The sequence below is a fragment of the Vicinamibacterales bacterium genome (assembly GCA_041659285.1).
Lineage (GTDB): Bacteria > Acidobacteriota > Vicinamibacteria > Vicinamibacterales > UBA2999 > 12-FULL-67-14b.
The window spans coordinates 152,126-176,804 of sequence record JBAZYO010000005.1; the positions used below are offsets into that span (position 1 = coordinate 152,126).

At 68.2% G+C, this 24,679-nt stretch carries 18 protein-coding genes; 9 read left to right on the forward strand and 9 right to left on the reverse strand.

Going from position 1 to position 24,679, the window contains the following annotated elements:
* Window position 1 precedes the first annotated feature (1 nt).
* From WC815_09780 to nhaR, 8 genes are all read right to left on the reverse strand, one after another.
* The gene (locus tag WC815_09780) at window positions 2–790 is read right to left on the reverse strand and encodes a hypothetical protein (GenBank protein MFA5909052.1); all 789 of its coding nucleotides are present in this window, start codon (window positions 788–790) and stop codon (window positions 2–4) included.
* An 84-nt stretch (window positions 791–874) separates the two neighbouring features.
* On the reverse strand, window positions 875–2,443 hold the full coding sequence (locus WC815_09785; GenBank protein ID MFA5909053.1) for a prolyl oligopeptidase family serine peptidase: 1,569 nt from the start codon (window positions 2,441–2,443) through the stop codon (window positions 875–877).
* Window positions 2,444–2,456: 13 nt separating this feature from the next.
* Window positions 2,457–3,299, reverse strand: coding sequence for a hypothetical protein (locus tag WC815_09790; protein ID MFA5909054.1), 843 nt, complete (start codon window positions 3,297–3,299; stop codon window positions 2,457–2,459).
* A 27-nt stretch (window positions 3,300–3,326) separates the two neighbouring features.
* Window positions 3,327–4,598: an aminoacetone oxidase family FAD-binding enzyme gene (locus WC815_09795; protein ID MFA5909055.1), complete on the reverse strand. Its 1,272-nt coding sequence runs from the start codon at window positions 4,596–4,598 to the stop codon at window positions 3,327–3,329.
* Window positions 4,599–4,729: 131 nt separating this feature from the next.
* Window positions 4,730–5,224 carry a DinB family protein gene (locus WC815_09800; GenBank protein MFA5909056.1) on the reverse strand — a complete coding sequence of 165 codons (495 nt, stop codon included), beginning with the start codon at window positions 5,222–5,224 and terminating at the stop codon, window positions 4,730–4,732.
* A 49-nt stretch (window positions 5,225–5,273) separates the two neighbouring features.
* The gene (locus WC815_09805) at window positions 5,274–6,704 is read right to left on the reverse strand and encodes a pitrilysin family protein (protein ID MFA5909057.1); all 1,431 of its coding nucleotides are present in this window, start codon (window positions 6,702–6,704) and stop codon (window positions 5,274–5,276) included.
* On the reverse strand, window positions 6,701–8,074 hold the full coding sequence (locus WC815_09810; GenBank protein MFA5909058.1) for a pitrilysin family protein: 1,374 nt from the start codon (window positions 8,072–8,074) through the stop codon (window positions 6,701–6,703). Before WC815_09810 ends, WC815_09805 begins: the two co-directional genes overlap by 4 nt.
* 63 nt (window positions 8,075–8,137) lie before the next feature.
* The gene (gene nhaR / locus WC815_09815; protein ID MFA5909059.1) at window positions 8,138–9,052 is read right to left on the reverse strand and encodes a transcriptional activator NhaR; all 915 of its coding nucleotides are present in this window, start codon (window positions 9,050–9,052) and stop codon (window positions 8,138–8,140) included.
* A 32-nt stretch (window positions 9,053–9,084) separates the two neighbouring features.
* On the opposite strand from nhaR, the gene purE reads away from it, so the two are divergent.
* The 4 genes from purE to WC815_09835 all read left to right on the forward strand — a co-directional run bounded on the left by purE (window position 9,085) and on the right by WC815_09835 (window position 13,104).
* Window positions 9,085–9,573: a 5-(carboxyamino)imidazole ribonucleotide mutase gene (purE, locus tag WC815_09820; GenBank protein MFA5909060.1), complete on the forward strand. Its 489-nt coding sequence runs from the start codon at window positions 9,085–9,087 to the stop codon at window positions 9,571–9,573.
* Entirely contained in the window at window positions 9,570–10,703 is a 1,134-nt protein-coding gene (locus tag WC815_09825; protein ID MFA5909061.1) for a 5-(carboxyamino)imidazole ribonucleotide synthase, read from the forward strand. The genes purE and WC815_09825 overlap by 4 nt, the downstream gene beginning before the upstream one ends.
* Window positions 10,704–10,770: 67 nt before the next feature.
* Window positions 10,771–12,294, forward strand: coding sequence for a winged helix-turn-helix domain-containing protein (locus WC815_09830; GenBank protein MFA5909062.1), 1,524 nt, complete (start codon window positions 10,771–10,773; stop codon window positions 12,292–12,294).
* 93 nt (window positions 12,295–12,387) lie between these two features.
* Window positions 12,388–13,104 (forward strand): hypothetical protein, encoded by a 717-nt coding sequence (locus WC815_09835; GenBank protein MFA5909063.1) that lies wholly within the window; start codon window positions 12,388–12,390, stop codon window positions 13,102–13,104.
* Window positions 13,105–13,139: 35 nt separating this feature from the next.
* Here WC815_09835 and WC815_09840 read toward each other — a convergent pair whose 3' ends face one another.
* Entirely contained in the window at window positions 13,140–15,587 is a 2,448-nt protein-coding gene (locus tag WC815_09840; GenBank protein ID MFA5909064.1) for a penicillin acylase family protein, read from the reverse strand.
* Between the two features lie 178 nt (window positions 15,588–15,765).
* Between WC815_09840 and ada the strand changes: the two genes are divergently transcribed.
* The 5 genes from ada (at window position 15,766) to WC815_09865 (ending at window position 24,496) form a co-directional block, all read left to right on the forward strand.
* A complete protein-coding gene (gene ada, locus WC815_09845) occupies window positions 15,766–16,872 on the forward strand; it encodes a bifunctional DNA-binding transcriptional regulator/O6-methylguanine-DNA methyltransferase Ada (GenBank protein ID MFA5909065.1) in 1,107 nt (368 codons plus the stop codon).
* A 140-nt stretch (window positions 16,873–17,012) separates the two neighbouring features.
* Window positions 17,013–18,242, forward strand: coding sequence for an FAD-binding oxidoreductase (locus WC815_09850; GenBank protein ID MFA5909066.1), 1,230 nt, complete (start codon window positions 17,013–17,015; stop codon window positions 18,240–18,242).
* A 10-nt stretch (window positions 18,243–18,252) separates the two neighbouring features.
* The gene (locus tag WC815_09855) at window positions 18,253–18,606 is read left to right on the forward strand and encodes a hypothetical protein (protein ID MFA5909067.1); all 354 of its coding nucleotides are present in this window, start codon (window positions 18,253–18,255) and stop codon (window positions 18,604–18,606) included.
* 143 nt (window positions 18,607–18,749) lie between these two features.
* Entirely contained in the window at window positions 18,750–21,617 is a 2,868-nt protein-coding gene (locus WC815_09860; protein ID MFA5909068.1) for a TonB-dependent receptor, read from the forward strand.
* Window positions 21,618–21,727: 110 nt separating this feature from the next.
* Window positions 21,728–24,496, forward strand: coding sequence for a PIG-L family deacetylase (locus WC815_09865; GenBank protein ID MFA5909069.1), 2,769 nt, complete (start codon window positions 21,728–21,730; stop codon window positions 24,494–24,496).
* The last annotated feature ends 183 nt before the right edge of the window (window positions 24,497–24,679 follow it).

Here is a 24,679-nt window from a genome sequence, read left to right on the forward strand (position 1 = left end):
CTTACTTCTGTTCCTTGATCTTGTAGCCGGCCGGCGGCGCGAACAGTTCGGCGGCGAGCGCGCCGGTTTCCACCGACGTCACGGTGGTCGTGCTCGTGATGTTGCCCATCTTCGCCATCATCCCGGCCATCGGGCCGTCGCCGCTCATCTTGATGCTCATCTCCTGCTCGTACGGGATGCCGCCGGTGGCGGCGAGCTCGCGATACATCTCGGCCATCGCCTTGGCCTGGCCCGGCGAGCCCTTGGCGCCGCGCGGGTCGCTGAAGATCCAGCCCTTGTCCAGCGCGCCCTTGTAGAACGCGATGTACTCCGCCGTGCCGGGCGCGCCCTTCACGACCCACATCGGCCCGGTGAGGTTCACCGTCATCTTCATGCCGTCCTTGCCGCCGACGGTGGTCGGCATCGCGATCGACATGTCGTAGCCGCTGGCGGTCTTGCCGGCAATCACCTTGGTCTGGCCGTTGGCCTTGACCGACGCCTTCATCCCGCTGGTGTCAACGCTGGCCGCCAGGTTGGCGCCGAACGCCTGCATGTCCCACGCGTCGGCTTCCTTCTGCTTCGAGTCGAAGGAGTAGAGGCGCTGGTTATCGACGTCGAAGATCATCGTGCGGGTGGTGTCGCCCATCACGGTGTCGGTCCGCATCTTGTTGCCCTTGATGTAGGTGACCGTCTGCATGGTGGTGGACATGCCCATGCCCTTGCCGCCGCCGGTGGACTTCACCGTGACATCGGCAAACGAGGGGACCGCAAGGCCAAACGCGAGGAGAGCCGCGAGGATGAACCGTTTCATGTCTGTCATCTCCAAGAGGGGGTACTCATTATAGGCCCGCCGAGGGGTCAGACCCCTCGGCACATCACACTCGGGGTCAGACCCCTACTGCGGCGACGACGTGGTGGTGCGCGGCTTGGCGGCCTTGCCCCACTCGTTCGCCCAGTTCAGCATCTCCGCCACCGTGTGCAGCACCGATTCGCGCGCCACGTAGCCGTGCGCCTCGTACGGCAGCGTGACGTAGCGCACCGTCGCGCCGTGGCCCTTGAGCGCGCGGTAGAAGCGCTCCGACTGGATCGGATACGTGCCGGCGTTGTCGTCGGCTTCGCCGTGCATCAGGAGGATCGGCTCCTTGATCTTGTCGGCGTGGTTGAACGGCGACATCCGCGCGTAGAGCTGCGGCACTTCCCAGAACGTGCGCTCCTCGTTCTGGAAGCCGAACGGCGTCAGCGTGCGGTTGTAGGCGCCGCTGCGGGCGATGCCGGCGCGGAAGATGTCGGAGTGCGCCAGCAGGTTCGCCGTCATGAAGGCGCCGTAGCTGTGCCCGCCGGCGACCACCCGATCCGGATCGACAATGCCCATGGCGGCGGCCTTGTCGACGGCGGCGCGGGCGCTGGCGACGAGCTGCTCGATGTAGGTGTCGTTGGCGGTCTCGCCGGCGCCGACAATCGGCATCTTCGGGTCGTCGATCACCGCGAAGCCCTGCGTCAGGAACAGCATGTGCAGCGTGCCCCAGCCGGGCGTGGTGAAGCGGTCCGGCGAGCCGGTCACCTGGCTGGCCATCTTCGGATCCGCGAACTCCTGCGGATACGCCCACAGCAACGCCGGCAGGCGGCCCTGCGCGGGCGTCCAGCCCGGCGGCGTGTGAATGGTGGCGCGCATCTGCACGCCGTCGGGGCGCGTGTAGGTGACCATCTCGGACTTGACGCCCTTGAGCGGCGGCGCCGGGTCGGCGTAGTTCGAGATCGGCCGGCGGGAATTCGACTCGCGCCCGCGCACGAAGAAGTTGGGCGGCTCGTTCCGCGTCTCGTAGCGCGTGATGAACTTCGCCCCATCGTCCGACAGCAGCCCGAGCACCGTCTCGTAGCCGCCGTCTTCGGTCTGGAAGATCCGTTCCTTGGCGCCGGTCTTGATGTTGACCTTGTCGAGGAAGGGATGATCGCCTCGCGGCGACGAGCCGACGCCGGTGAGGTAAACCGTGTCGCCGGACTGGAACAACGAGTCCACGCCGGACGATCGCGGCTGGCGAATCGGCGCGCCGGCGTTGGCATAGGCATCTTCGGAGCTGCGTTCCCACAGCTTGCGCAGCGGCCCGCCGGGCGTGTCGATCACCGAGGTGCGCACGGCGCGCGTGTCGCGGTTGCCCTCGTTGATCCAGGCGGCGCCGGCGGTGGTCCAGGTGATGTTCTGGAAGCGGTATTCGGTGCGGGTCATCTCCACCGGGTTGAGGGCGAACGGCGCCGCCCACGTCATCACCTTGTCGCGCTGCGGCACCGTGGCTTTCGGGTCGCCGCCGTCGAGCGCCTCGGCCCACGCCACCGTTGCCGGCAGCGTCGGGTGCCAGCGCCAGCTGCGCGGGCCCGTCAGCACGCCGTTGCGCGGCACGTCATCCGCGAGCGGCAGGTCGGCGATCACCTTCACGAGCGCGCCCCGGCGATCCCAAATTTCAGCCATGGTCGGGAAGTCGTCATAGCGGACCAGCCACGAGAACGGCCGCTTGATCCGCGTGACCAGCGTGAACTGGCCATCCGGCGAGGGCCGGAAGTCCGTGTAGATTGCGGGCCGGCCGAGCGGCGAGCGCTGGCCCGTGGCGGCATCGACGGTGGCGAGCTGGCTGGTGCCGTAGTACTCGAACAGCGCCTCGTCTTGAACGCTGGTCAGCATGTCCTGCACGGTGGGCGTCGGCGCCACGCGTCCGCGGCTTTCCTGGACGTTGGGGCCGGTGGGCGCTTCGGGCGGCGCCGCGGTTGCTGTTGGTGAAGGCGCACAGCAGCGAACCGCCGTCGCCAATCCAGTTGCAGGGCGCGCCGAACACGGCGTTCAACTGCGCCGGGGTCACGGCCTTGGCCTGGCCCGTGGCGGTGTCGCCAATCCACAGCTCGACGCCGTTGTCGCGCATGTTGGTGAAGGCGAAGCGGCGGCCGTCGGGCGAAAATCCAATCCACGACAACACCGGCGACGCCGGCAGCGTCACCTTCCGTTCGCTGCTGTCGGCGACGAGCTTGAGCGTGAGGTTGCGGTAGCGCGTGTTCGACCGGTGCGGCGCGTTGGTCTTCGGGTTGATGCGCACGCCGGCCAGCCGCAGCATGGGCTGCGCCAGTTCGGCAATGGTCGGCATGCTGGTGCGCTCGAGCAGCGCCACCACGTCGCGCGCCGGGCTCAGCTCGGCGGTCGGCGGCGGCGGCGCGTCGAGGATGTCAACGATGACCTTGGGCGGCACCAGGTAGCCCGGCGCCGCGGGTGCCTGGGCCAGCACCGCAACCGATCCAAGAGACACGAGGGCGGCGATGGCGAGGAGTCGATCACGCATTGAGGGTTCCCTCCGGAACGCCCGATTCTACCGCTTGTCCTCCAGCAGAGGTTCGACCTCGCCGGCGGCGCGCCCGGCGGCGCGGCCGGTGGCCCACGCCCAGGCAAAGTTGTGCCCGCCGATCGGGCCGAATGCGTCCAGCACTTCGCCGCAGAAGTAGAGGCCCGGGCAGCGGCGGCTTTCGAGCGTGCGCGGCTCCACCTCGTCCAGCGCCACGCCGCCCCCGGTGACTTCCGCCTTCTTGTAGCCTTCGTCGCCGGTCACCGGCAGTTCGTACGAGGTCAGGCGGGCGATGAGCGACAGCCGTTCGGTGCGGCGCAGGCCGCTGCTCCGCCGTTCAGGCGGAATGCCGGCCTCGATCATCAGGCGTTCACCGAGGCGCGAGGGCAGGTGACGCGCGAGCAATGCCGAGATCAGCGCGGAGGGCGCGTCGAATTCGCGCTCCCACGACGCCGAATCCAGTGCCGACCACTGTGCCCTGATCGCCGCAGACTTGTCCGCCGAGGATTCAACCAGGGCCGCAGATGACGCAGATGACGCAGATCTAGATGCGCGCGTCACGACGTGCGAGATGTCCAGCACGCTGGGCCCACTGTAACCGCGATGCGTGAAAAGAAAGCCGCCCGAGGTTTCAACCGCGCGCGTCCCCAGTTTGGCGCGCAGGCGCACGTCCAGGGACACGCCCGACAGCGCCGCATGTCCGGAGGCAGGCGAGCCGACGAGCGGCGTGAGTGCGGGGTAGGTGTCGATCATCCGGTGGCCCAGCGCTTCGGCCACGCGCAGGCCCGTGCCGTCGCTGCCGGTGGTGGGCACCGAGAGCCCGCCGGTCGCCACCACCACGCGTGAGGCTTGCAGGTCCCCGGCGGAGGTCGCGATCGTGAATCCCCCTGGCGAGACCTTGAGGTCCGTGACGGTGGTGTCGAACTGCATCCGCACGCCGCGCTTGCGCGCGAACGCGACCAGGCCGTCGCGGATGTCGCGGGCGCGGTTGGACCTGGGGAATAGCTTGCCGGACCCGGCCTCCAACGCGAGGGGAATGCCGAGGTCACCCTCGAAGAACGCGCGCTGCTCGCGCAGCGGCCACGAGCGCAGCATGCCGCGCAGCAGATGCGCGGGCGAGTCGGTGACGAAGCGCTCGGGGGCCAGCACCGACGGCAGCACGTTGCAGCGCCCGCCGCCGCTGATCAGGATCTTGCGCCCGCCGTCAGCGGTGCGTTCGATCAGCACGACGTCGGCGCCGTTCGCCGCCGCAAACGCCGCCGCGACCAGGCCGGCCGCGCCGCCGCCGATGACGGCCACAGATGACGCGAATCTCAAATCAGGGCCACAGATGACGCCGACAACACAGAAATCAAAAGGTCTTTCCCCGTCTGAAAACGTGACGCCGTCAAGCAGTTCCGCCCCGTCAGGCAGTGCCGCCCCGGGGGGTTCTAGAGAAGCGCCCGCGAGTAGAACAGATCGTGGTCGCCGGGAGGGGCGATTCCGGCCAAGCGCACGATCGCGGCGACCTGCGCCCAATGGCGCACCTCGTGGAGGGCCATGTGGAACAGGAGCTTGCGCGGGGTCATCGGATAGGTGCCGGACTGCACCGCCACGTCACGCGGCGTGACGGCATCTTCCGCGGTCAGCGTCGGCAGGTAACGGTGCAGCGCGTCACGGCCGCGGGCGGCGTAGTCCCACAACCCGTCGATGTCGCCGGCGGCGACCCCGCTCTGGGTCGGCAGTTCCTGACCCTGGAGGCGCAGCGTGTGGCGGACCTCGACGAGAAAAATGTGGTCCACGAGCGAGCCGACCGTCGGGAACCGGCCGCCGGGCTGCATGGTCAGGTCGAGCGCGGCCGGGCTCGCCTTGAACCACGGCAGCCACTGCGCGCGCTCTTCCGCGGTCCAACCGAGCAGTTCGTCGAGCGTGATTGTGTGCGTCATCGGCGTGTAGACCTAGTCGCCATTCCCGTCAAGCAGTGCCGCCCCGTCACTATCGGAAGAGGTCGTCGATCGGGACGATGGTGATGGGTCCGAGGTTGAGGGCGCGAATCGGCCCCTCGATCACCTTGCGATCGCCGACCACCACCACCGCCATCTTCTCGGGTTGAACGTAACGCGCCGCGGCCCGCTGCACGTCCGCGGCGGTCACGCCGGTGACGCTCGGCACGAAGTTGCTGAACGTGGTGTCGGGCAGGTTGTAGACCACCAGCTCCTCGAGCTTGCGCGCCATGTCGCCGGTGGTCTCGAACTCCCCGGGGAAGCCGAGCGCCACGTAGTTCTTGGACTTGGCCAGTTCGTCGGCCGGCACCGGCGAGAGAATCCCGTCGAGCTCGTTGAAGAACTCCCGCAGCGCCTCGGCGGTCTTGTCGGTCTGCACGCCGGCCGTGGCGAGAAAGGGGCCGGCCGACAGCCGCATGTCGAACCCGGAGCTGGCGCCGTAGGCGTAGCCGTTCTTCTCGCGCAGGTTCTGGTTCAGCCGCGAGGTGAACGATCCGCCGAGCACCGTGTTCAACACCTGCAGCACGGCGTAGTCGGGCGTCGATCGCGGCACGCCGACCCAGCCGATGCGAATCTGCGATTGCGCGGCCTCGGGCTTGTCCACGAGGTAAATCTGGCGCTTGCCCAGCTGCGGCGCGGTCGGCACTTCGGCGACGAGCGCGGCCATGCCCTCCGACCGCCACGCGCCGAACGCCTTCTCCAGCATCGGCAGCGCCGCCGCCGGAGTCAGGTCGCCTACCACCAGCAGCGTGGCGTTGTCGGGCCGGAAGTGCGCGCGGTAGAACGCCTTGAGATCGTCAACCGTCAGTGACTCGATAGTGGCCGGCAGGCCGTTCGCCGAGGTCCCATACCGATGCGTCGGGCCGTAGACGATGCGAGGGAAGGCGAGCTGGATGAGCGCGGCGACGTTGTCGCGGGCCTGCAGCAGGCCGGTGAGCCGTTCCTTGCGCATCCGCTCGAGCTCGGCCACCGGAAAGACGGGCCGCAGCGCCACGTCCGACATCAGCGGCAGCGCGTCGGCCAGCTTCGACACCGGCACCGACATGCGCACGGCCGAGAAGTCGAACGAGCTGGTCGTGGACAGGTTGGCGCCGAGGAACTCGATGGCGTCGGCGAGGTCGAGCGACGAGCGCGTGCCGGCGCCTTCATCCAGCATGGCGGCGGTGAGGCTGCCGACGCCGTACTTGCCGATGGGGTCCGCGGCGCTGCCCGACCGCACGATCAGGTTGACCTGCGCGAGCGGCACCTCGTGGTGCTCGACAATCCACACCGCGAGGCCGTTCGACAGTTTGTGCTTCTGGATGGCGGGCAGCTTGAGCGACGGCGCCGGGCCAATCGGGGGCGGCTGCCTGCGGTCCGGCTGTTGCGCCGCCAGCGTGATTGACGCCGCCAGCACACCGAAGAGGATCAACGCGCGCTTCATTTCTGGTCTCCCGGAACGACGCTGAGCTCGACCCGTCGATCTTTCGGCAGGTAGCGATCAACCGCCGCCTGCACCTCCGCCGCCGTCACGGCGCGGTAGCGCGCCAGGTCCTTCTCGAAGTAATCCGGCGTGCCCGCCGCCTTGAAGTAGGCGTTCAACTGATCGGCCTTGCCGTTGACGCGCTCCATGTTGCGGTAGAACGAGGCCTCGGTCTGGTTCAACGCGCGGGTCATCTCGCGGGCCGCCGGCGGCGCCTTGCGAAGGGTGTCCAGTTCCTCGTCGATCACGGCTTGCAGCCGGTCCAGCGACTGGCCGGGCCGCGCCGTGGCGATGATCACGAAGTTGCTGCCGAGCGCCTGCGACTGTTGGAACGCCGCGACGTCCTGCGCGATCTGCAGGTCGTACACCAACCGGCGATAGAGCCGCGAGTTCTTGCCGCTGCTGAGCAGGTTGGCGATGATGTCCATGGTCGCATCGCCGGGCTTGAGCAGCCCGGGCGTGTGCCACGCCATGTACAACCGCGGCAACTGCACGCGATCGGTAATGGTCTTCTTCTTGACGCCGTCGAGCACGGCGCTGAGCGGCTCCAGCGGCGGCACCGGCTTGCCGCGCGGCACGTCGTCAAACCACTTCTCGACCAGCTTGCGGGTTGACGCGATGTCGATGTCGCCGGCAATCACGAGGCTGGCGTTGTTGGGGACGTAGTAGGTGCGGAAGAAGCGCGCGACGTCTTCGAAGCTGGCGGCGCTCAGGTCTTCCATCGAGCCGATCACCGGCCAGCTGTACGGATGCGCGGGCGGGTAGAGCAGCGACGACAACTCGACGAACGCCTGGCCGTAGGGCTGGTTGTCCACGCGCATCCGCTTCTCGTTCTTCACCACGTCGCGCTGGCCGTCGACCTTGCCGGGCGCCTTGTCGTCGAGCAGGAAGCCCATGCGATCCGACTCGAGGAACAGCGCCAGCTCGAGCGCGTTGGCCGGCAGGTCGATGTAGTAGTTGGTGCGGTCGGTGTTGGTGGAGCCGTTGTTGTTGGCGCCCGCGGCCTCGAGCCACGTGTCGAACGACCCTTCGGGCACGTGCATCGAACCCTCGAACATGACGTGTTCGAACAGGTGCGCGAACCCGGTGCGTCCGGCGCGCTCGTTGGCCGAGCCGACGTGATACCAGACGTTGACCGTCACCACCGGCACGCTGGTGTCGCGATGGAGGATCACGTTCAGGCCGTTGGGCAGGGTGAACTGCGTGTAGGGCACCGTCAGCGCGGCGGTTTGCGCCTGGAGGGAACGCTCGATGCCAATCGCGGGGCCACCGGCGAGCACGAGGATTGCCGTGGCCAGGGCCAGTGGTGTGCAGGTGAGCCAGCGCGTCATCCGCCAAGTCTAGCGCACGCTGCGGAGGGCGCGTGCGCGCCCCCGCCACTCGTCCCAGCCCGGCTACGCCGGCTTCTTCGGCTTCGCCAGCATCTCGTTGGCGGCCTCCGAAATGGCAACCACCGCCGGATGCTTGAGCCGGCGTTCGACTGAAATCGCGAAGTACCGCTCGCGCACCGCGTCGATCCGGCCGGCCGGCACCACGCCGTACTGGCGCATCACTTCCTTTTCAATCACCGTCGGCGCCACGAACAACCCCGCGCCGGCCTGCCCGAACGTGGTGAGCAACGCGCTGTCGTCCACCTCGGCGACGATGCGCGGACGAAGATTGTTCTCGTCGAACCAGTTGTCGAGCGCGCGCCGCAGCGTCTTGCCGTCGGTGGGCAGCAGGAACGGCGCGCCGTCGAGCGACCGCGGGAAGTTCTTGCGCCGCGGCGCCGCCAGCTTGGCCGTGCCGAACACCGTGACCGGCGTTTCTCCCAGGGCGTGGCTGAAGGCCTTGACCTTGATGGCCGGCGACATCGGCGTGTCGGCAATCACCAGGTCCAGCGCGTGGGTGGCCAGCTCCGTCAGCAGCCGCTCCGGGGCGCCGTCGCGGCACACGATCTGGACCGGTTGCGGCAATCGCAACGCGGGCTCGAGCAGGCGATACGCGATGATCTTCGTGACTTCATCCGCCACCCCGACCTGGAACCGCATGGGCCGTCCCGTGGGACGGTCCTTGAGGGTGTCCATCAGCTCGCGGCCGATGCTGAAGATGTCGTCGGCGTAGCGATAGACGACGCGGCCGACGTCGGTGAGGACCAGGTTGCGGCCTGCGCGCTGGAAGAGTTTCTCCCCGAGCTGGTGCTCGAGCGCGCGAATCTGCCCGCTGATGGTCGGTTGTGCCAGCCGCAGTTCCTCGCTGGCGCGCGCGATGGTGCCCTGGCGCGCGACGGTCCAGAAGTAAAGCAGGTGGTGGTAGTTCAGCCACTCCATGCAGGGTCTACGATATACTTTCCGTTTCCATCGTGACTGACAAACCACTTGTAGCGGTCATCATGGGCTCGACGTCCGACTGGGAGACGATGAGCCACGCGGTCGAAATGCTCGAGCGCTTCGGCGTGCCCTACGAAAAACAAGTCGTCTCCGCCCATCGCACGCCGGTGTGGATGGCGGAGTTCGCGCAGGGCGCGGAAGCGCGCGGCATCCAGGTGATCATCGCCGGCGCCGGCGGCGCCGCGCACCTGCCCGGCATGGTCGCGTCGCACACCGTGCTGCCCGTGCTCGGCGTGCCCGTCAACAGCGCCGCGCTCCAGGGCCTCGACTCGCTGCTGTCGATCGTGCAGATGCCAGGCGGCATCCCCGTCGGCACGCTCGCCATCGGCAAGCCCGGCGCCATCAACGCCGGCCTGCTCGCCGTGAGCATTCTCGCCACCACCCGTCCCGACCTCCAGGAGCGCCTCCGCGCCTTCCGCGCGGAGCAGACCGCGAAGGTCCGCCAGGACACGCTGCCGTGAACCATCCCGTGCTGCCCGGCGCCACGATTGGCGTGCTTGGCAGCGGCCAACTGGGGCGCATGCTCGCCCTCGAGGCCCGGCGCATGGGCTACCGCGTCCACACGCTGTCGCCCGGCGTCGACACGCCCACCGGACAGGTGGCGGACCTTGAAGTCAGCGCCGAGTACGACGACCTCGAAGCCATCCGCACCTTCGCCCGCGGCGTCGACGTGATGACGTTCGAATTCGAGAACGTCTCCACCGACGCCGCCGACGCGGCCGCGGAGCTGGTGCCGGTGCGGCCGGGCGGGGCGGCGCTGCACATCACCCAGCAGCGGGCGCGCGAGAAGGGCTTTCTCGCCGACCGCGGCTACCCGGTGGCGGCGTTTGCCAAGGCCCAGTCGCTCGACGAGCTGGCGATCGGCCTTGGCATCGTCGGTCTCCCGGCCATCGTCAAGACCGCGGCCTTCGGCTACGACGGCAAGGGCCAGCACCGCATCGATCGCATCGAAGACGGCGAGCGCGTGTGGGGGCTGATCGGCCACCAGGAAGCGATCATCGAGACCGTCGTCGACTTCACGCACGAGATCTCGGTGGTGGCGGCGCGCGGGCTCGACGGCGAGTTCGCGCACTATGGGGCGATCGAGAACATCCATCGCCATCACATCCTCGACCTGTCGGTGAGCCCCGCCCGCGTGCCGCAGGGGATTGCCGGCGAGGCCGTGCACCTGGCGCACCGCGTGCTCGACGACCTCGGGTATGTCGGCGTGTTGTGCGTGGAGTTCTTCGTCGCCCGCGACGGCCGGCTGCTGATCAACGAGATTGCGCCGCGGCCGCACAACTCGGGCCACCTCACCATTGACGCCTGCGTCACCTCGCAGTTCGAGCAGCAGGTGCGCGCGGTGTGCGGGCTGTCGCTGGGCGACACCGCGCAGATCAAGCCGGCGGCGATGGTCAACCTGCTGGGCGATCTGTGGATCAACGGCGAACCCGATTGGGCGGCCGCGCTGGCGATATCGGACGTGAAGCTGCACCTGTACGGCAAGGGCGACCCGCGCGCGGGCCGCAAGATGGGACACATCACCGCGCTCGGCGACACGGTGGATGAGGCGGCGGCGAAGGCCCTCGCGGCCCGGGATGTGCTCTGCTGAACGGTTCTGAACGGTTCAGAACGGTTCCGAACGGTTCTGAACCGTTCTGAACGACTAGAATCACTCCGTGCTGCGCTTCGGGCCGTTCCAGATTGATCCGCGCACGTGGACTCTGGTCCGCGATGGGCAATCGGTCGAACTCTCTCCCCGCCTCGTCGAGATCCTCGGCCACCTCGCAACCCGCGGCGGCGAGATCGTCACCAAGGACGAACTGCTCGAACGCTTCTGGCCGGGCGTCAACATCACCGACAACACGCTGACCCGCGCGGTGGCGGACATCCGCAAGGCGCTGGGAGATTCCGCGTCGGAGCCGGCCTACGTGCAGACGCTGGCGCGGCGAGGGTATCGGTTTGTGGGGGCCTCAGGCCCGCCTTCGCGGCCGGAGGCCGCTTCGGCGAGGTCTCGCCGTAGCTCGCCAGACGGTTCGCGAGCGGAGGCGGACGCCTCAGGTGCGTCGGGTGAAGAGGATCCCTTCCAGGCCTGGGAACAGGGACGTCTTGCGCTCGAGTCTCTCGATCTCTCGCGGCTGGATCAGGCGATTGCGGCCTTCGAGCGCGCGGCCGTGGAGCTGCCATCGTACGCGCCCGCGTATGCGGGGCTCGCCAACGCCTACATGCTGCGCTTCGAGACCACGCGCTTCAGCAACATCCCCGACCGCGAGACGCTCGACCGCGCCATGACCGCGGCGCGGCGCGCGTGCGCGGCGGATCCGGCGCTCGGCGAGGGCTGGGCGGTGCTCGGCTACCTGCTGGCGGCCACCGGGCAGGTGGCGGAAGGCCAGGCCGCGGCGCGGCGGGCGACGGCCCTCGAACCCGGCAACTGGCGGCACCACTTCCGCCTGGGCTACGTGACCTGGGGTGAGGAACGCCTGCGCGCCGCCGACCGCATCATCGAGCTGATGCCGGCGTTTGCGCCCGCCCACATGCTGTCGGCCATGGTGTTCGTGGCCCGCGGCGCGCTGGCCCGCGCGGAACAGGAAGCGACGCGCGGCGCGGAGATTCAACGCCAGAGCACGGGCGACCACACGCCCATTCCCGCCGCCGGCCTGCACTGGCTCAAGGGCCTGGTGTTGTCGGCCCGCGGCGAGCCGCAAGCGGCGCTTCAGTGCTTTGACGATGAGATTGCGGCGGGGACGGATGGGCACGTCTACGGGCGCGAGTTCATCGCTAACGCGCGGGTCGCCGCCGGCTTCGTGCGGCTCGAACGCGGTGACGCCGAGAGCGCCGCGGACAGCTTCAGGCAGGCGCTCACTGACACCCCGCGCCACGCGCGGGCCACCCTTGGCCTGGTGGCCGCGCGCATCAAGTTGCGTGAGCTGCGGTCATCGGCAGACTCGTTCGCGCCGGTCCGCAAGGTGATCGATGAACTGGTCCGCGGCGGCCGCCAGGTTGAGGCCGCGCTGGTCGCCGCCGGCGAGCAGTGCATGCTCGGCCGCACGCTGGAAGCGGTGGAACTGCTCGATCGGATGCTGGCCGACGCGCCCACCGGCCCGGCCGGGTGGATCATTCCGGTGGACCCGATGCTGGCCGCCGTGCGTTTTGCCCCGGGCCGGTCGAAGCTGCTGGCCAAACTCGCCGCCCGCGCCTCCTGACAATGTCCTCCGCTCACCATTTCTCACCTCCTACTCATCGGCGGCTCAGGACTTCCGCCCCCTCTCGCCGCCACGATGGCTGTGGAGGCTGTCATGGTGAGTCTGCTGATTGCAACGTTCGTCGTCGCTCTGGCCGGTCCGCAGGAGGCGCAGGCACCTGCGCCCATCACCGCTTCGGCTGAAGCGCAAGCGTCGGCCAATGCGTCTCCGGCCGATGTCTGGCCGGCGGATCCGAACCCGACGCGCCTCTTCTTCGCGCCAACCGGACGTTCGCTCGACCAAGGCGAGGCCTACTTCGGCGTCTACGAAGTGCTGCTGCCCTTCGTGCAGTACGGCGTGACGGATCGGTTTTCGATCGGCGGCGGCACGCCGCTCGTGTTCGGGTTTGGCGGCGATCAGCCGTTCTGGTTCACGCCGAAGTTCCAGGTCGTGAAGGGACGTTCGACCGGGGCCTCGGTGGGCGTGCTGCACTTCGTCAACATGGGCGACGCCAGCGTCGGCATTGCCTATGCGGTGGTCACCCAGGGCAACCCGGACTCGGCCGTCACCATCGGCGGCGGCTATGCGTATGCGAGCGCCGACGAGAGCCGCGCCGGCGCGCCGGTGGTGATGCTCGGCGGCGAGAAGCGGGTGTCGAAGCGGTTGAAGCTGGTGACCGAGAACTACTGGTTCAGCAACGCCGGGCTGCTGAGCGGCGGCCTGCGCTTCATGGGCGAGCGGCTCTCGGCCGACCTCGGAATGGTGTCGCCGCTTGGCGCCGGCGAATTCGTCGCGTTCCCGATGATCAACTTCGTGTGGAAGATGCGATGAGCCTGCGGGATATCCGGCGGCGTGAAATTGCCGTTCTACTTCGCCGGCGTCAGGATCAGGGTTGACACCGCCGGGCCGGGCAGGAACGGCGACGGCTCGCCGTTGAGCCACGCGCGGTACTGATCGCCGTAGTGCGGCGACAGCGGATGTCCGCTCTGGCCCGTCGGCACGTGCAGGATGCCCTCCTGTTCGCGGCCCGGTGACACCGCCATCCGTTCCGACGGTCCGGTGCGGGGCGCCTGCGCGCGCGGCGTGTAGACGTCGCCCGGCAACGGCTCCTCGGGCATGTTCATGTAGCGCCCGAACCAGGGAATGGCCGCCGCCAGCGGATGCAGGAACTGGGTGCGATTGACCTCGCCCCACTTTCTGTCGGCCAGCCGGCGTCCGCCGTCGGTGAGCTCCCCGATCGCGCGATCGACCGCCGACAACATCCACTCATCCCAGGACTTGAATTTCGGATTCAGCAGGTGCGCCGGACGTTCGGTCACCAGCTGCCACACCGGCCCCTCACCCCGGAGCGATCGCGTGTAGTCGAACGCTGGATCGAGCGCCGCCGCCGGCGCGGTGAGCGTCGTCATCACGTCACGCACGAACGTGGTGCGGAACTGGCGCACGAGGCGATAGGCCACCGAATCCGGAGAGGCGCGGCCGGTCCAGGTGGTGTCGACCAGTTGCCTGAACTCCGCGCGCGGGCCGGTGCTGCTCGATGCGAGCGTCGCCAGCAACAGGGTTCGCCACCGCTCGAGATAGAGCGCCTTGTCTTCGAGCTGGATGGCGAGCATGTCCTTCGGTGTCGCCTTGTCGAGCGAACGCAGCCGATCGCGAATCAGCCGCGCGCGAATGCCGTCGGCATACCCGCCTTCGCCGATGGTGGCCAACATGGCGTCGCCAACCACCGGCGCGTTCGCGGTCCAGATGCGGCCCTCTGCTGGATCGACGATACGCGGGAACTCGGAGGGCGAGAGATAGCCATCCCACCTGCGCGTGCCATCGGCCCAGGATTCGGGCGTGAAACCGTCGAAGCCGACGCGGCGCGGAATGGCGCCGCCGATGATCCACGCGATGCGCCCGGTGTCGTCGCCCATCGTCACGTTCTGGTTCGGCATGCCGAGTCCGGCGATGGCGCCGAGCAGGTCGTCCACCGATCGCGCGCGCTCGGGCCTGGTGATGTCGGACGCGAGCGTCGCCGCGTCGTGCGCGATCCAGTGCTGCGCGTAGTCGCGGCCGTGAGCGTCCTTCCACACGACGGGTCCCCACATGGTCCAGCGGACGGGAACGATCGCCGATTCCGCGCCCTTGATGGCGATGGTCTCGCGGAACACGTCGAACGGCTTCGGGCCGCCGGGTGTCAGGTACTTGCCGGGGTCGCGCGGATCGGGCTCGATGCGGACCAGGTCGCTCCAGTCACCGCCGGTGTTGGTGAAGCCCCACGCGACGTGCCCGTTGCTGCCCACCACCATGCTCGGCAGCCCGGGCAGCGTGACGCCGGCGATGCTCTGCGCCGCGCCGTCGGCGCCCGGGAACGACAACACCGCGCGATACCAAATGATCGGGACGCCGATCGACAGGTGCATGTCGTTGGCAATCAGCGCCACACCCGACGCGCTGTGCGCGCCATCCACCGCCCAGTTGTTGCTGCCGATGATGGCCGCCTCCTCCGGGTCAAATGCTTGCCACGGAATCACGGAAGCACTGAAACGGTTTTCTCTTTCCGTCTGGGTTAGAGAATTGACTCCGTGCTCCCGTGTATCCGTGGCCTGCAGTTTTCGCAGATCGAAGACCTCCGGCCCGGGAATCGGGGGCCGGGCAATCGCGCTCCCCACAACCGGGGTCTCCCATTCAGAGCCGGCGGCGGCGACAAAGCGGAACATCGGCTCGGGCAGCGCGTCGCGCATGGCGCCGATGGTTTGTTCGAACAGCGCCTGGCGTCCCTGCAGCGTGTTGAACATCGCCAGCACGGTGAGAATGGTGTCTTCGGGCTTCCACGGCTCCGGCGTGGCGCGCAGCACGAGATATTCCGGCGGCGCCGCGCCGAGCCCGCCGAGCCCGGCGTTCACGCCTTCGGCGTAAGCCTCGAGCACGGCGCGATAGGCGGGCTCGGTCTGCTCCACCGCGCGGTGCGCGACGTCGCGGAGGCGATGCACGCGCGCGTCTTCATCCAGCGCGAGCGCCCGCGCACCGACCAGCGCCGAGAGCTCCCCGGCGGGCTGGCGCCGTTGCAGATCCATCTGGAAGAAGCGGTCCTGCGCATGGACGAAGCCCAGCGCGCGCGCCACGTCGGCGCGCGAGTCGCCGACGATGGTGGGCACGCCGAGCGCGTCGCGGTCCACGCGAACCGGGGAGCCGAGGTTGGGAATGGCCGATGCCCCCTCAACCTGCGGCAGGCTCGCCCGCAGCTGCGACCGCGCGTATACGCCGCCGGCGATCACGAGAACGGCCAACACAACCAGGGAGGCGACGAGAAATCGAAGTAGTCGGCGCACGGGCTGATATTACCTCTGGGTCCGTCCGGTGTTTGGAGACCTGTCCCCAATCATCCCTAAGTGTGATTTTCTTGACCTGACCCCAATCATCCCCAATCATCCCATTCTGATCGCAAGGGGCGGATCGCGGGCGGGGCGGCCGCTGGCGTAACTTCAATCCATGATGCAAAGTGAAGTTGTGACCCGCACGCAAGGCACCCTAGGCACCTTAGGCACCGGCGTCGCGGGGGCGCTCGATCCACGGTGGAAATCACTGTCAGAGCGCGACCCCACTGCCGATGGCACCTATTTTTACGGCGTGACTTCCACGGGAATCTACTGCCGCCCGAGTTGTCCGAGCCGGCGGCCCCGGGCCGACCGGGTCCGCTTTTTCGATACCACGACCGCGGCCCGGCAGGCCGGGTTCCGCGCCTGCAAGCGGTGCCGTCCCGACACCGTCGGGCTGGCGCAGCCGGGCGTCGAGGCGGTCCGGCGCGCCTCCGCGTATCTCGCGACCCATGCCGATCGACAGGTGACACTCGGCCAGCTCGCCCGCGTGGCGTCCATGAGCCCGCATCACCTCCAACGCCGCTTCAAGGCCATTGTCGGCTTGTCGCCGCGGGAGTTCCAGGCGGCGGTACGCGCCGGCCGGCTGCGGACGAGCTTGCGCGACGGCCGTGACGTGACCACGGCGATTTACGAGGCGGGCTACGGATCGCCCAGCCGCGTCTACGAGGCGGCGCCCACGGGCAAGGGCATGACGCCGTCGCGGTACCGCCGCGGCGGCGCCGGCATGAACATCGGCTACTCAACGGTGTCGAGCCCGCTTGGGCAGGTGCTGGTGGCGGCGACCGACAACGGCGTGTGCGCGGTGAAGCTCGGCGGCAGCGACGCCGCGCTGGTGCGGGACCTCCGCCGCGAATACCCGGCCGCCGAGATTCACGCCAACCAGCAACCGCGAACCGAATGGGTGAAGGCCATCGTCCAGCACCTGCGCGGGACGGCACCGTCACTCGATCTGCCGATCGACGTGCAGGCCACGGCCTTTCAGTGGAAGGTGTGGCGCGCGTTGCAGCGGATCCCGTACGGCGAGACGCGGGCGTATGCCGAGGTGGCGAAGAGCATCGGCCGACCCACCGCCGTGCGTGCGGTCGCCCGCGCCTGCGCCACCAACCCCGTCTGCCTCGTCGTCCCCTGCCACCGGGTCGTGCCGACGGCCGGCGGGGTCGGCGGGTACCGCTGGGGAACGGAGCGCAAGGCCCGGCTCCTGACGGCGAAAAGACGGCGCACAAAGCAAGGTGCCTAGGGTGCCTACCGGGGTCTAGGGTGTCTCGGGTGCGCGCGCAACGAGCACCAAGGCATACAGATCTGCGCATCATGGCACCCCAGGCACCCCTTAGGCACCTTAGGCACCTTAGCGAGTCGGAGGCACGCTAATATCTACCCGTGCCTTCGACTCGCTACGGCATCTCCCCCTGGCTTGATGCCGTTCCCGTCAAGAAGAGACGTGAGTTCCCCGCGTTTCGTGACGTCATCACTTACCCGGTCGTCGTGGTCGGCGGCGGCATGTCCGGCGCCATGGCCGCGCAGGCCTGCGCGGCGGCGGGGATGAAGGTGATCCTGCTCGAGGCCGGGCGCATCGGGCAGGGCGGGAGCGGGCGGGCCACCGGCCTCATTTCGAGCGAGGCGAGCGGGTCGTATCGCGAGCTGGAAGCGCGCGCGGGGAAGCGGGCGGCCCGGGCGTTGTTCGAGCTGACCGAGAAAGCGCCGCGCGAGCTGGCGGCCGCGGTCAAGCGCCTCGGCATCAAGGCCGGACTCGAGCTGCGGGACGCGGTGCGCACGCTGCCCGAGGGCGGCTCCGACAAGATCCTTCAACGCGAGCTGGCCGGCCGCAAGGAAGCGGGCCTGACCGCGTCGTGGATGTCGCCGGCCATGGTGCAGCGCCAGGCCGCGCTGGCCTCCGCCGGCGCCCTGAAGCTGCCGGATTGGGGCTTCGTGGATCCCTACCGGCTGACGCTCGGGTTCCTGTCGGCGGCCATCAAGAAGGGCGCCAAGGTCCACGAGCGATCACGCATTTCCAGGATCACGTTCAATCGCAAGAACGCCACCGCTTTCCTCGAGGGCGGCGGCGCGATTACCACCTCGAACCTGATCATCTGCATCGGCGAGCCGACCAGCCTGTTCAAGCCGCTCAAGAGGCACTTGCGGCACGAAGACCGGTATGCGGTGCTGACCGAGCCGCTGCCCGCGGCCGTGCGCGCCGAGCTGGGCCAGCAGGCGGCGCTCCTGACCGACACCGAGTCGCCGGCGCATCAACTGTGGTTCACCGCGGATCATCGGGCGCTCTTCACCGGCGCGGATCAGAAGCGGCCGGCGGATCGGCTGAGGGACCAGACCCTTGTACAGCGGACCGGCCAGCTGATGTACGAGCTTACGCGCATGTATCCCGCGATTTCCGGCGCGGTCCCGGCCTATGGGTGGGACGTGCCGCTCGCGCATCCGGTGGACGGCGTGTTGTATGCCGGCGCGCACCGGAATTTCCCGCACCAGCTGTTTGCGTTCGGCACGTCGCACGATCCGGCGCGGGCGTTCCTGGCCAGCCGCATCATCCTGCGGAGCATCCAGGGCAAGCCGGAAAAAGACGACGTGCATTTCTCGTTCGCTCGAAACCTGTAGGGGAGAGCACATGGCGGACTCAGGCATCTTTCGCATCAACCCGCTGCAAGGCTGGCAGCGTGACGCCATCCTGAAGGCCGCGCAGTTCGTTCGCGAACGGTTTGGCAACCCGCCGGCCGACGCGGCAGCCAAGGCGGCGCACGACGGCCTGCTGGAGGTGCTCGACCCGGCCCGCCGCACGGTCAGGATGCAGCGGGAGATGAGCGAGGCCACGCGCAAGGCCGCCCTCACCGAACGGGCCGAACGCCGGGCCCGGGAGCGCCGGGCCAACGACCGCCGCAAGGCCAACCTGGGCCCCCCGTCCGGGGTTGGCGAACGCCGTCGGGGCGAACGCCGTTCCGGTGAACGGCGCAGCCGCAGCTAGACAGTTCATCCCAGGAATTGCCGGCCATCCGGGAACCCGGATGGCGGCAATTGCATCAAAAGCCCATGTCCAGGTGCCTGGCACCACTGGGTCTATACTGGCTGACTGAACTTCGTTTCTCTTCCTTGGAGGCGTTACTCCCCATGCTCCGCATCATTTCGGCGTTTCTCCTGAGCCTGGCACTCGTGTCGCCGGCGCTCGCGCAGTCCACGGCCATCAACGGCACCATCGAAGGCACGATCAAGGACGAACAGGGCGCGATGCTGCCCGGCGTCACCGTGACCGTGGTCAACATCGACACCGGCGACCAGCGCGTCGTGGTGACCAACGAGCGCGGGCTCTACCGGGCGCCGCTGCTCTCGCTTGGAACCTATCGCGTGAGCGCGGAACTGCAGGGCTTCCGGAAGTTCGAGCAAACCGGCGTGTCGCTGCGCGCCGGCCAGACCGCGGTCATCGACCTGCAGCTCACCGTGGGCGCGCTGACCGAGACGATCACGGTCACCGCCGATGCGCCGCTCGTGGACCTGGCGAAGATCGAACAGGGGCGCACGCTGAGCGAGGCGGAAATCAAGACGCTGCCGCTGACCTCGCGCAACCCCTACAACTTCGCGCTGCTGCAGCCGGGCGTGGTGGGTTTTGAGACCAACGAGTTCGGCGTGCCCCGCATCACCGCCAACGGCGCGCTGCTGCGCGTCAACTACCAGGTGGACGGCAGCAACAACACCCAGAAGGACCGCGCCGGCCTGCGCCAGATGCCGATGTCGGAGGTGATGATTCGCGAAGTGAAGGTCGTGACCAGCGGCTACGCGCCGGAGTTCGGCCAGACCATGGGCATGGTCTACAACGCCATCACGCCGTCGGGCACCAACACGTTCAAGGGCCAGGGCAGCTACCGCATGCAGCGCCAGTCGATGGTGGAGATGCCGTTTTTCGCCGCCGCCAACGCGGTGAAGCCGCCCACCGACGTCAACGTCTACACGGTTGACCTTGGCGGACCGCTGGTGAAGGACAAGACGCACTTCTTCGGCGGCTACGAGCACACCGAGCGCGACCTGTCGGGCCTGAGCGTGATCACGATCTCGCCGGCCAACCAGGCGCTGCTGGGCCTCACCGAGCCGGCCTACATGCCGCGCGGCCTGAACACCGAGTTCGCGATCGGCAAGATCGATCACCAGTTGAACAGCGCCAACCGCCTGTCGGTGCGCTACATGTTCTTCGACAACTTCATCACCGCCAACGTCGGCGGCGGGCTGTCGTCGGTGCAGCGCGCCAACGACTTCGCGGACCGCCAGCACTCGACCGGCGCGCAGTTGATCTCGACGATCGGCTCGAACATGCTCAACGAGTTGCGCGTCCAGTACGCGACCCGCGCGCAGAGCCGTGCGGCGAACAAGGAGTCGGGCACCGGCCCGGCCATCAACGTGACCGGCGTGGCCAATTTCGGCGGCTCGGTCGCCAGCACCCAGGACGTCGGCTTCGGCTTCACCCAGAACGTCGCCCAGGTGAACAACAGCACGACGCTGATGCGCGGCAGCCACGCCTTCAAGGCCGGGTTCGACCTGCAGTTTGTCGCCGACACGCGCACCGCGGCGCCCGCCCAGCTTTACACCTTCCCGAATGCGGCGGCCTACCTCGCGGCGCGCGACGGCTCGAACCGCCTCGGCTACACCAGCTTCACGCAGTACTTCGGCCTGCCCGACCTCGAATACAACACGGCCCAGTACGGCCTGTTCGTGCAGGACGACTGGCGGGTGTCGTCGGACTTCAAGATCCTCTACGGCGTGCGCTACGACCTCTACGGCGTGCCCGACGGCGACGCCAACGCGCCGCTCACCACGTCGCGCAAGTTCCCGACCTCCAACAACAACTTCGCGCCGCGCCTGGGCGCGGTGTGGACCCTCGGCAGCGAGCGCAAGACCGTGCTGCGCTTCAACACCGGCGTGATGTACGACCAGACGCTGAACGCCATCTACGAGCAGGCGCTGCAGAACGATGGCACCAACGCGCGCGCCTCGGCGTCGTTCACGCCCACCCAGGTTGGCGCCCCGGTCTTCCCGGCCGTGCTCAGCGCCGGTTCGGGCGCGACGCCGAACCTCGCCTGGACGGTCGATCCCGACTTCAAGGTGGCGCGGTCGTGGCAGAACAACGTGCAGTTCGAGCGCGCCATCGGTGATCACTACTCGGTGGCCATCGGCGGTTCGTACGTGACCGGCTACAACCTGCCGGTGGTGACCAACATCAACGTCATCAACCCGGCCTCGACGCTGCCTGACGGCCTGGCGGTGTTCAGCACGGCGGTGAACTCGAGCACGCGCCTCGATCCCCGCTACAACGTGATCAACAGCGTGCAGTCGCCCGGCGACTCCACCTACAAGAACATGACGCTGCAGCTGACGCGCCGCACCTACAAGGGCATCGGCTTCGACCTCGCCTACACCCTCGGCAAGAGCGAAGACAACGCCCCGATCACCGGCGTGCTGTCGGTGCAGGGCGACCCCGGCCGTACCGACATGACCAACCTCGATCGCGACCTCGGGCCGAACGCGCTCGACCAGCGCCACACCTTCGTCGCCAGCGTCGTCGCCATGCCGCAGTTCGAGCGCGGCGGCGTTGCCGGCGCCATCCTCAACAACAACGTGTTCGGCATCGCCATCCAGGCGGCGAGCGGCATCCCCGTCAACCTGCGCAGCAATCGCGAGCTGAACAACGACGGCACGGCGAGCGACCGCCCGGCCGGCGTCGCCCGCAACTCGCTGACGCTGCCGTCACGCCAGAACGTGGACTTCCGCTACTCACGCAAGTTCCGCATTCGCGGCGCCATGGCGGCGGAAGTGATTGGCGAAGTGAAGAACGTCTTCAACACCGAGCAGGTGTCGGGCGTGAACGCCACGATCGTCACGGATTTGTTTGGCGCGCCGACCGGCCCCCTGCCGGCCTCGGGCAAGGACCTGACGCCGACGGGCGGCTACGAACAGCGCCAGTTCCAGTTGGGTTTCAAGTTCACGTTCTAGTTCGTAGCCAGTAGCCAGATGCCAGTAGCCAGTAAGCCAGCGGCCAGGAAGACCAGAGTCATTCTGGCTACGGGCTACTGGCGACTGGCTACTTTCGTTTTGAGGTAGCAATGCGCCGCACGTCTCTCTTCCTCGTCATTCTCGGCATCGCCGTCTTTTCCGCCCACTCGACCGCCCAGCATCAACTGGTGCCCGTGTCCCAACTGAAGGGCGCGCCGGCGCTCGACCTTGCCCTTCGCAAGCTCGACACCGTGGGCAACTTCATGATGAGCACGGCCCACCCGGACGATGAGAACAACGCGATGCTGGCGTATTTCTCGCACGGCAAGGGGTTCCGGACTTCGCTGGTCACGGCGACGCACGGCGAAGGCGGGCAGAACGAGATTGGCCCCGAGCTGTTCGAGGCGCTGGCCGTGCTGCGCACCGAAGAACTGGCGGCCGCGCATCGGTTTGACGGCGCGGACCAGTACTTCACGCGCGCCATCGACTTCGGGTTCTCGTTCAGTGTCGAAGAGACGCTGGAGAAGTGGGGCCACCAGGACATCCTCGGCGACTACGTCCGCATGATCCGGACGATTCGCCCCGACGTGATCGTCGGCTTTGTGTTCGACGGCGACGGCGGCGGCCAGCACCACCAGACCTCGTCCCGGCTCACGCTCGAGGCGTTCCGCGCGGCCGCGGATCCCGGGAAGTTCCCCGAGCAGATCAAGGAGGGGCTGCGCGCGTGGCAGCCGAAGAAGTTCTATTACACGGCCGGCTTCCCTTCGACTCGCGCAGACGCTCGCTCAGGGCAAGCGGCCGCACCCAATGCGCCGCTTGTGGAGGCGCCGACGATGCTCCAGTTCGCTGGGGGTGATTCGTTCGATCCGGTGCTCGGCCGCACTTACAACGAGCTGGCGGGCGAGGCGCGCAGCATGCACAAGTGCCAGGGCATGTCGCAGCTGTTGCCGGCGCCGGCGCCCATGACCGGCGGCGGGCCCATGGGCCCGGGCGGCGTTCGTAACTACCGCCTGCGCGACACGGTGCTGGCTGGTGGTGTGGGCCGGCAGGAGCGTGAAGTGTTCGAAGGCGTCGACACCGGCCTGCGCAGCCTGCTGGCGTTTGCCGGCGCCAATGCTCCGGCGGAGTTGGGCGCGCGGCTCGACACGATTGGCGCAACCGTGGCCGATGCGCGCAAGGCGCTGGCCGCTGGCGGGACCAATGCCGCCGTGGCGCCGTTGGCGCGCGGACTGCGGGCGCTGCGCGAGTTGCGCGCGGGCCTGGCCGCGATGGGCCTGAGCGACGATGCCCGGTTTGAGATCGATTTCCGCCTGGCGCAGAAAGAACCGCAGTTCTCGCAGGCACTGATGCTGGCCGCCGACGTTCGTCTCGACGCGCTGGCACAGGATGGCCTCGTGCCGGCAGGACAGGGCGTGGCCGTCAACCTGATGGCAGCTAATCGCGGCACCACCGCCGTCGCGATCGAAGCAAAGGTGAACGGGCTGATCGGTGGCGGCAATCCGCCCGCGGCCGTCGCGGCTTGCAAGGGTGAGCTCACGAAGGGCGGCACGCAGAACTGCTCGGCCGCGATGGCGGTTCCGGCCGATGCCCGGCTGACCGCGGCGCACTTCCACACCGGCACCCAGGGCGCGCGCTACGTGTTCGACGCCGATGTCCCGTTCGGTTTGCCGTTCCGCCCGACCCCTTACACGGCGACGTTCACCATGACGGTGGAGAACACGCCGTTCTCGATCACGTTGCCCATCCAGGCGCGATCGGAGCGCGACATCTTTGCCGGCGAGAAGCGCCAGGAGATTCACGTGGTGCCCGCGTTCTCGGTGGCGACGACGCCCGGCACGGTGATCGTGCCGTTGAAGTCGGCGACGCCGGTCACCAAGGATGTGCGCGTCACGGTGACCAACCACTCGAAGGGCGCCGCCAAGGCCGACGTCACGTTGGACGTGCCGCAGGGCTGGCGCGCGACGCCACCGTCGCAGCCCGTGACCTTCTCGCGCGAAGACGAGTCGGTGACGGTGCGCTTTGCCGTGCAACCGCCTGCCGCGTCGGTGCTCGCGGTCGCGGCCATGAAGCCGGGCGGCAACCAGTTCAAGGTCAACGCCGTCGTCCGCAGCTCCGAGGTGGCGTCCGGCTTAAGCCGGACCTTCACGCAGGGCTACCAAGTGGTCGAGTATCCGCACACGACTCGTCGTCATGTGCTCACCGCTCCGCAGGTGGCCGTGAAGGCGCTCGACGTGAACGTGAAGCCGAACCTGAGCCTGGGCTACGTGATGGGCGTCGGCGACGAGGTGCCAGCCGCGCTGATCCAGTTGGGCGTCAAGCTGACGTTGATCGATCCTGAGGAACTGGCGTGGGGCGATCTCAGCCGCTACAACGTGATCATGACCGGTGTGCGCGCCTACGAGCGGCGCGTTGACCTGCGGGCCAACAACCAGCGGCTGCTCGACTACGCCAAGGCCGGCGGCACGGTGATCGTCCAGTACAACAAGTTCGAGTTCAACGACGCGCAGTACGGCCCGTTTCCGGCGAAGGTCGGACGCGAGCGCGTGACCGACGAAAACGCGGAGATGAAGCTGCTGGCGCCGCAGCACCCGGTGTTCAACTCGCCCAACGTGATCGGCCGCGCCGACTGGGCGGGCTGGGTGCAGGAGCGCGGGTTGTACTTCCTGGACGAAGCCGGCCGCGACCGGCAGTACACCGACCTCATCGAGTTCACCGAGCCGTTCCCGTACAACCAGGGCGTGAAGCGGGGCGCCCTCGTCGAAGCCAAGGTCGGCCGGGGCCGCTGGATCTACGTCGGCCTGGGCCTGTGGCGTCAGTTGCCGGCGGGCACGGATGGTGCATTCCGGCTGATGGCAAACCTGATCAGCCTGGTTCCTTGAACCGGAGTTCAGGAGGGAAACCAGGTTTTCTCCTGAACTCTTGATTAAACCCCACGGGCGGGCGGGTGGTCCAAGTGCCTATGTTCCCGGAATTGCACGCGGCAGCGCTGATCACGCTTTAGTGATCACCGTCACGGAGCCGTCGTTGGTCCGGGTGTCAAAAGTTAATGGAAGAGCTCGCGT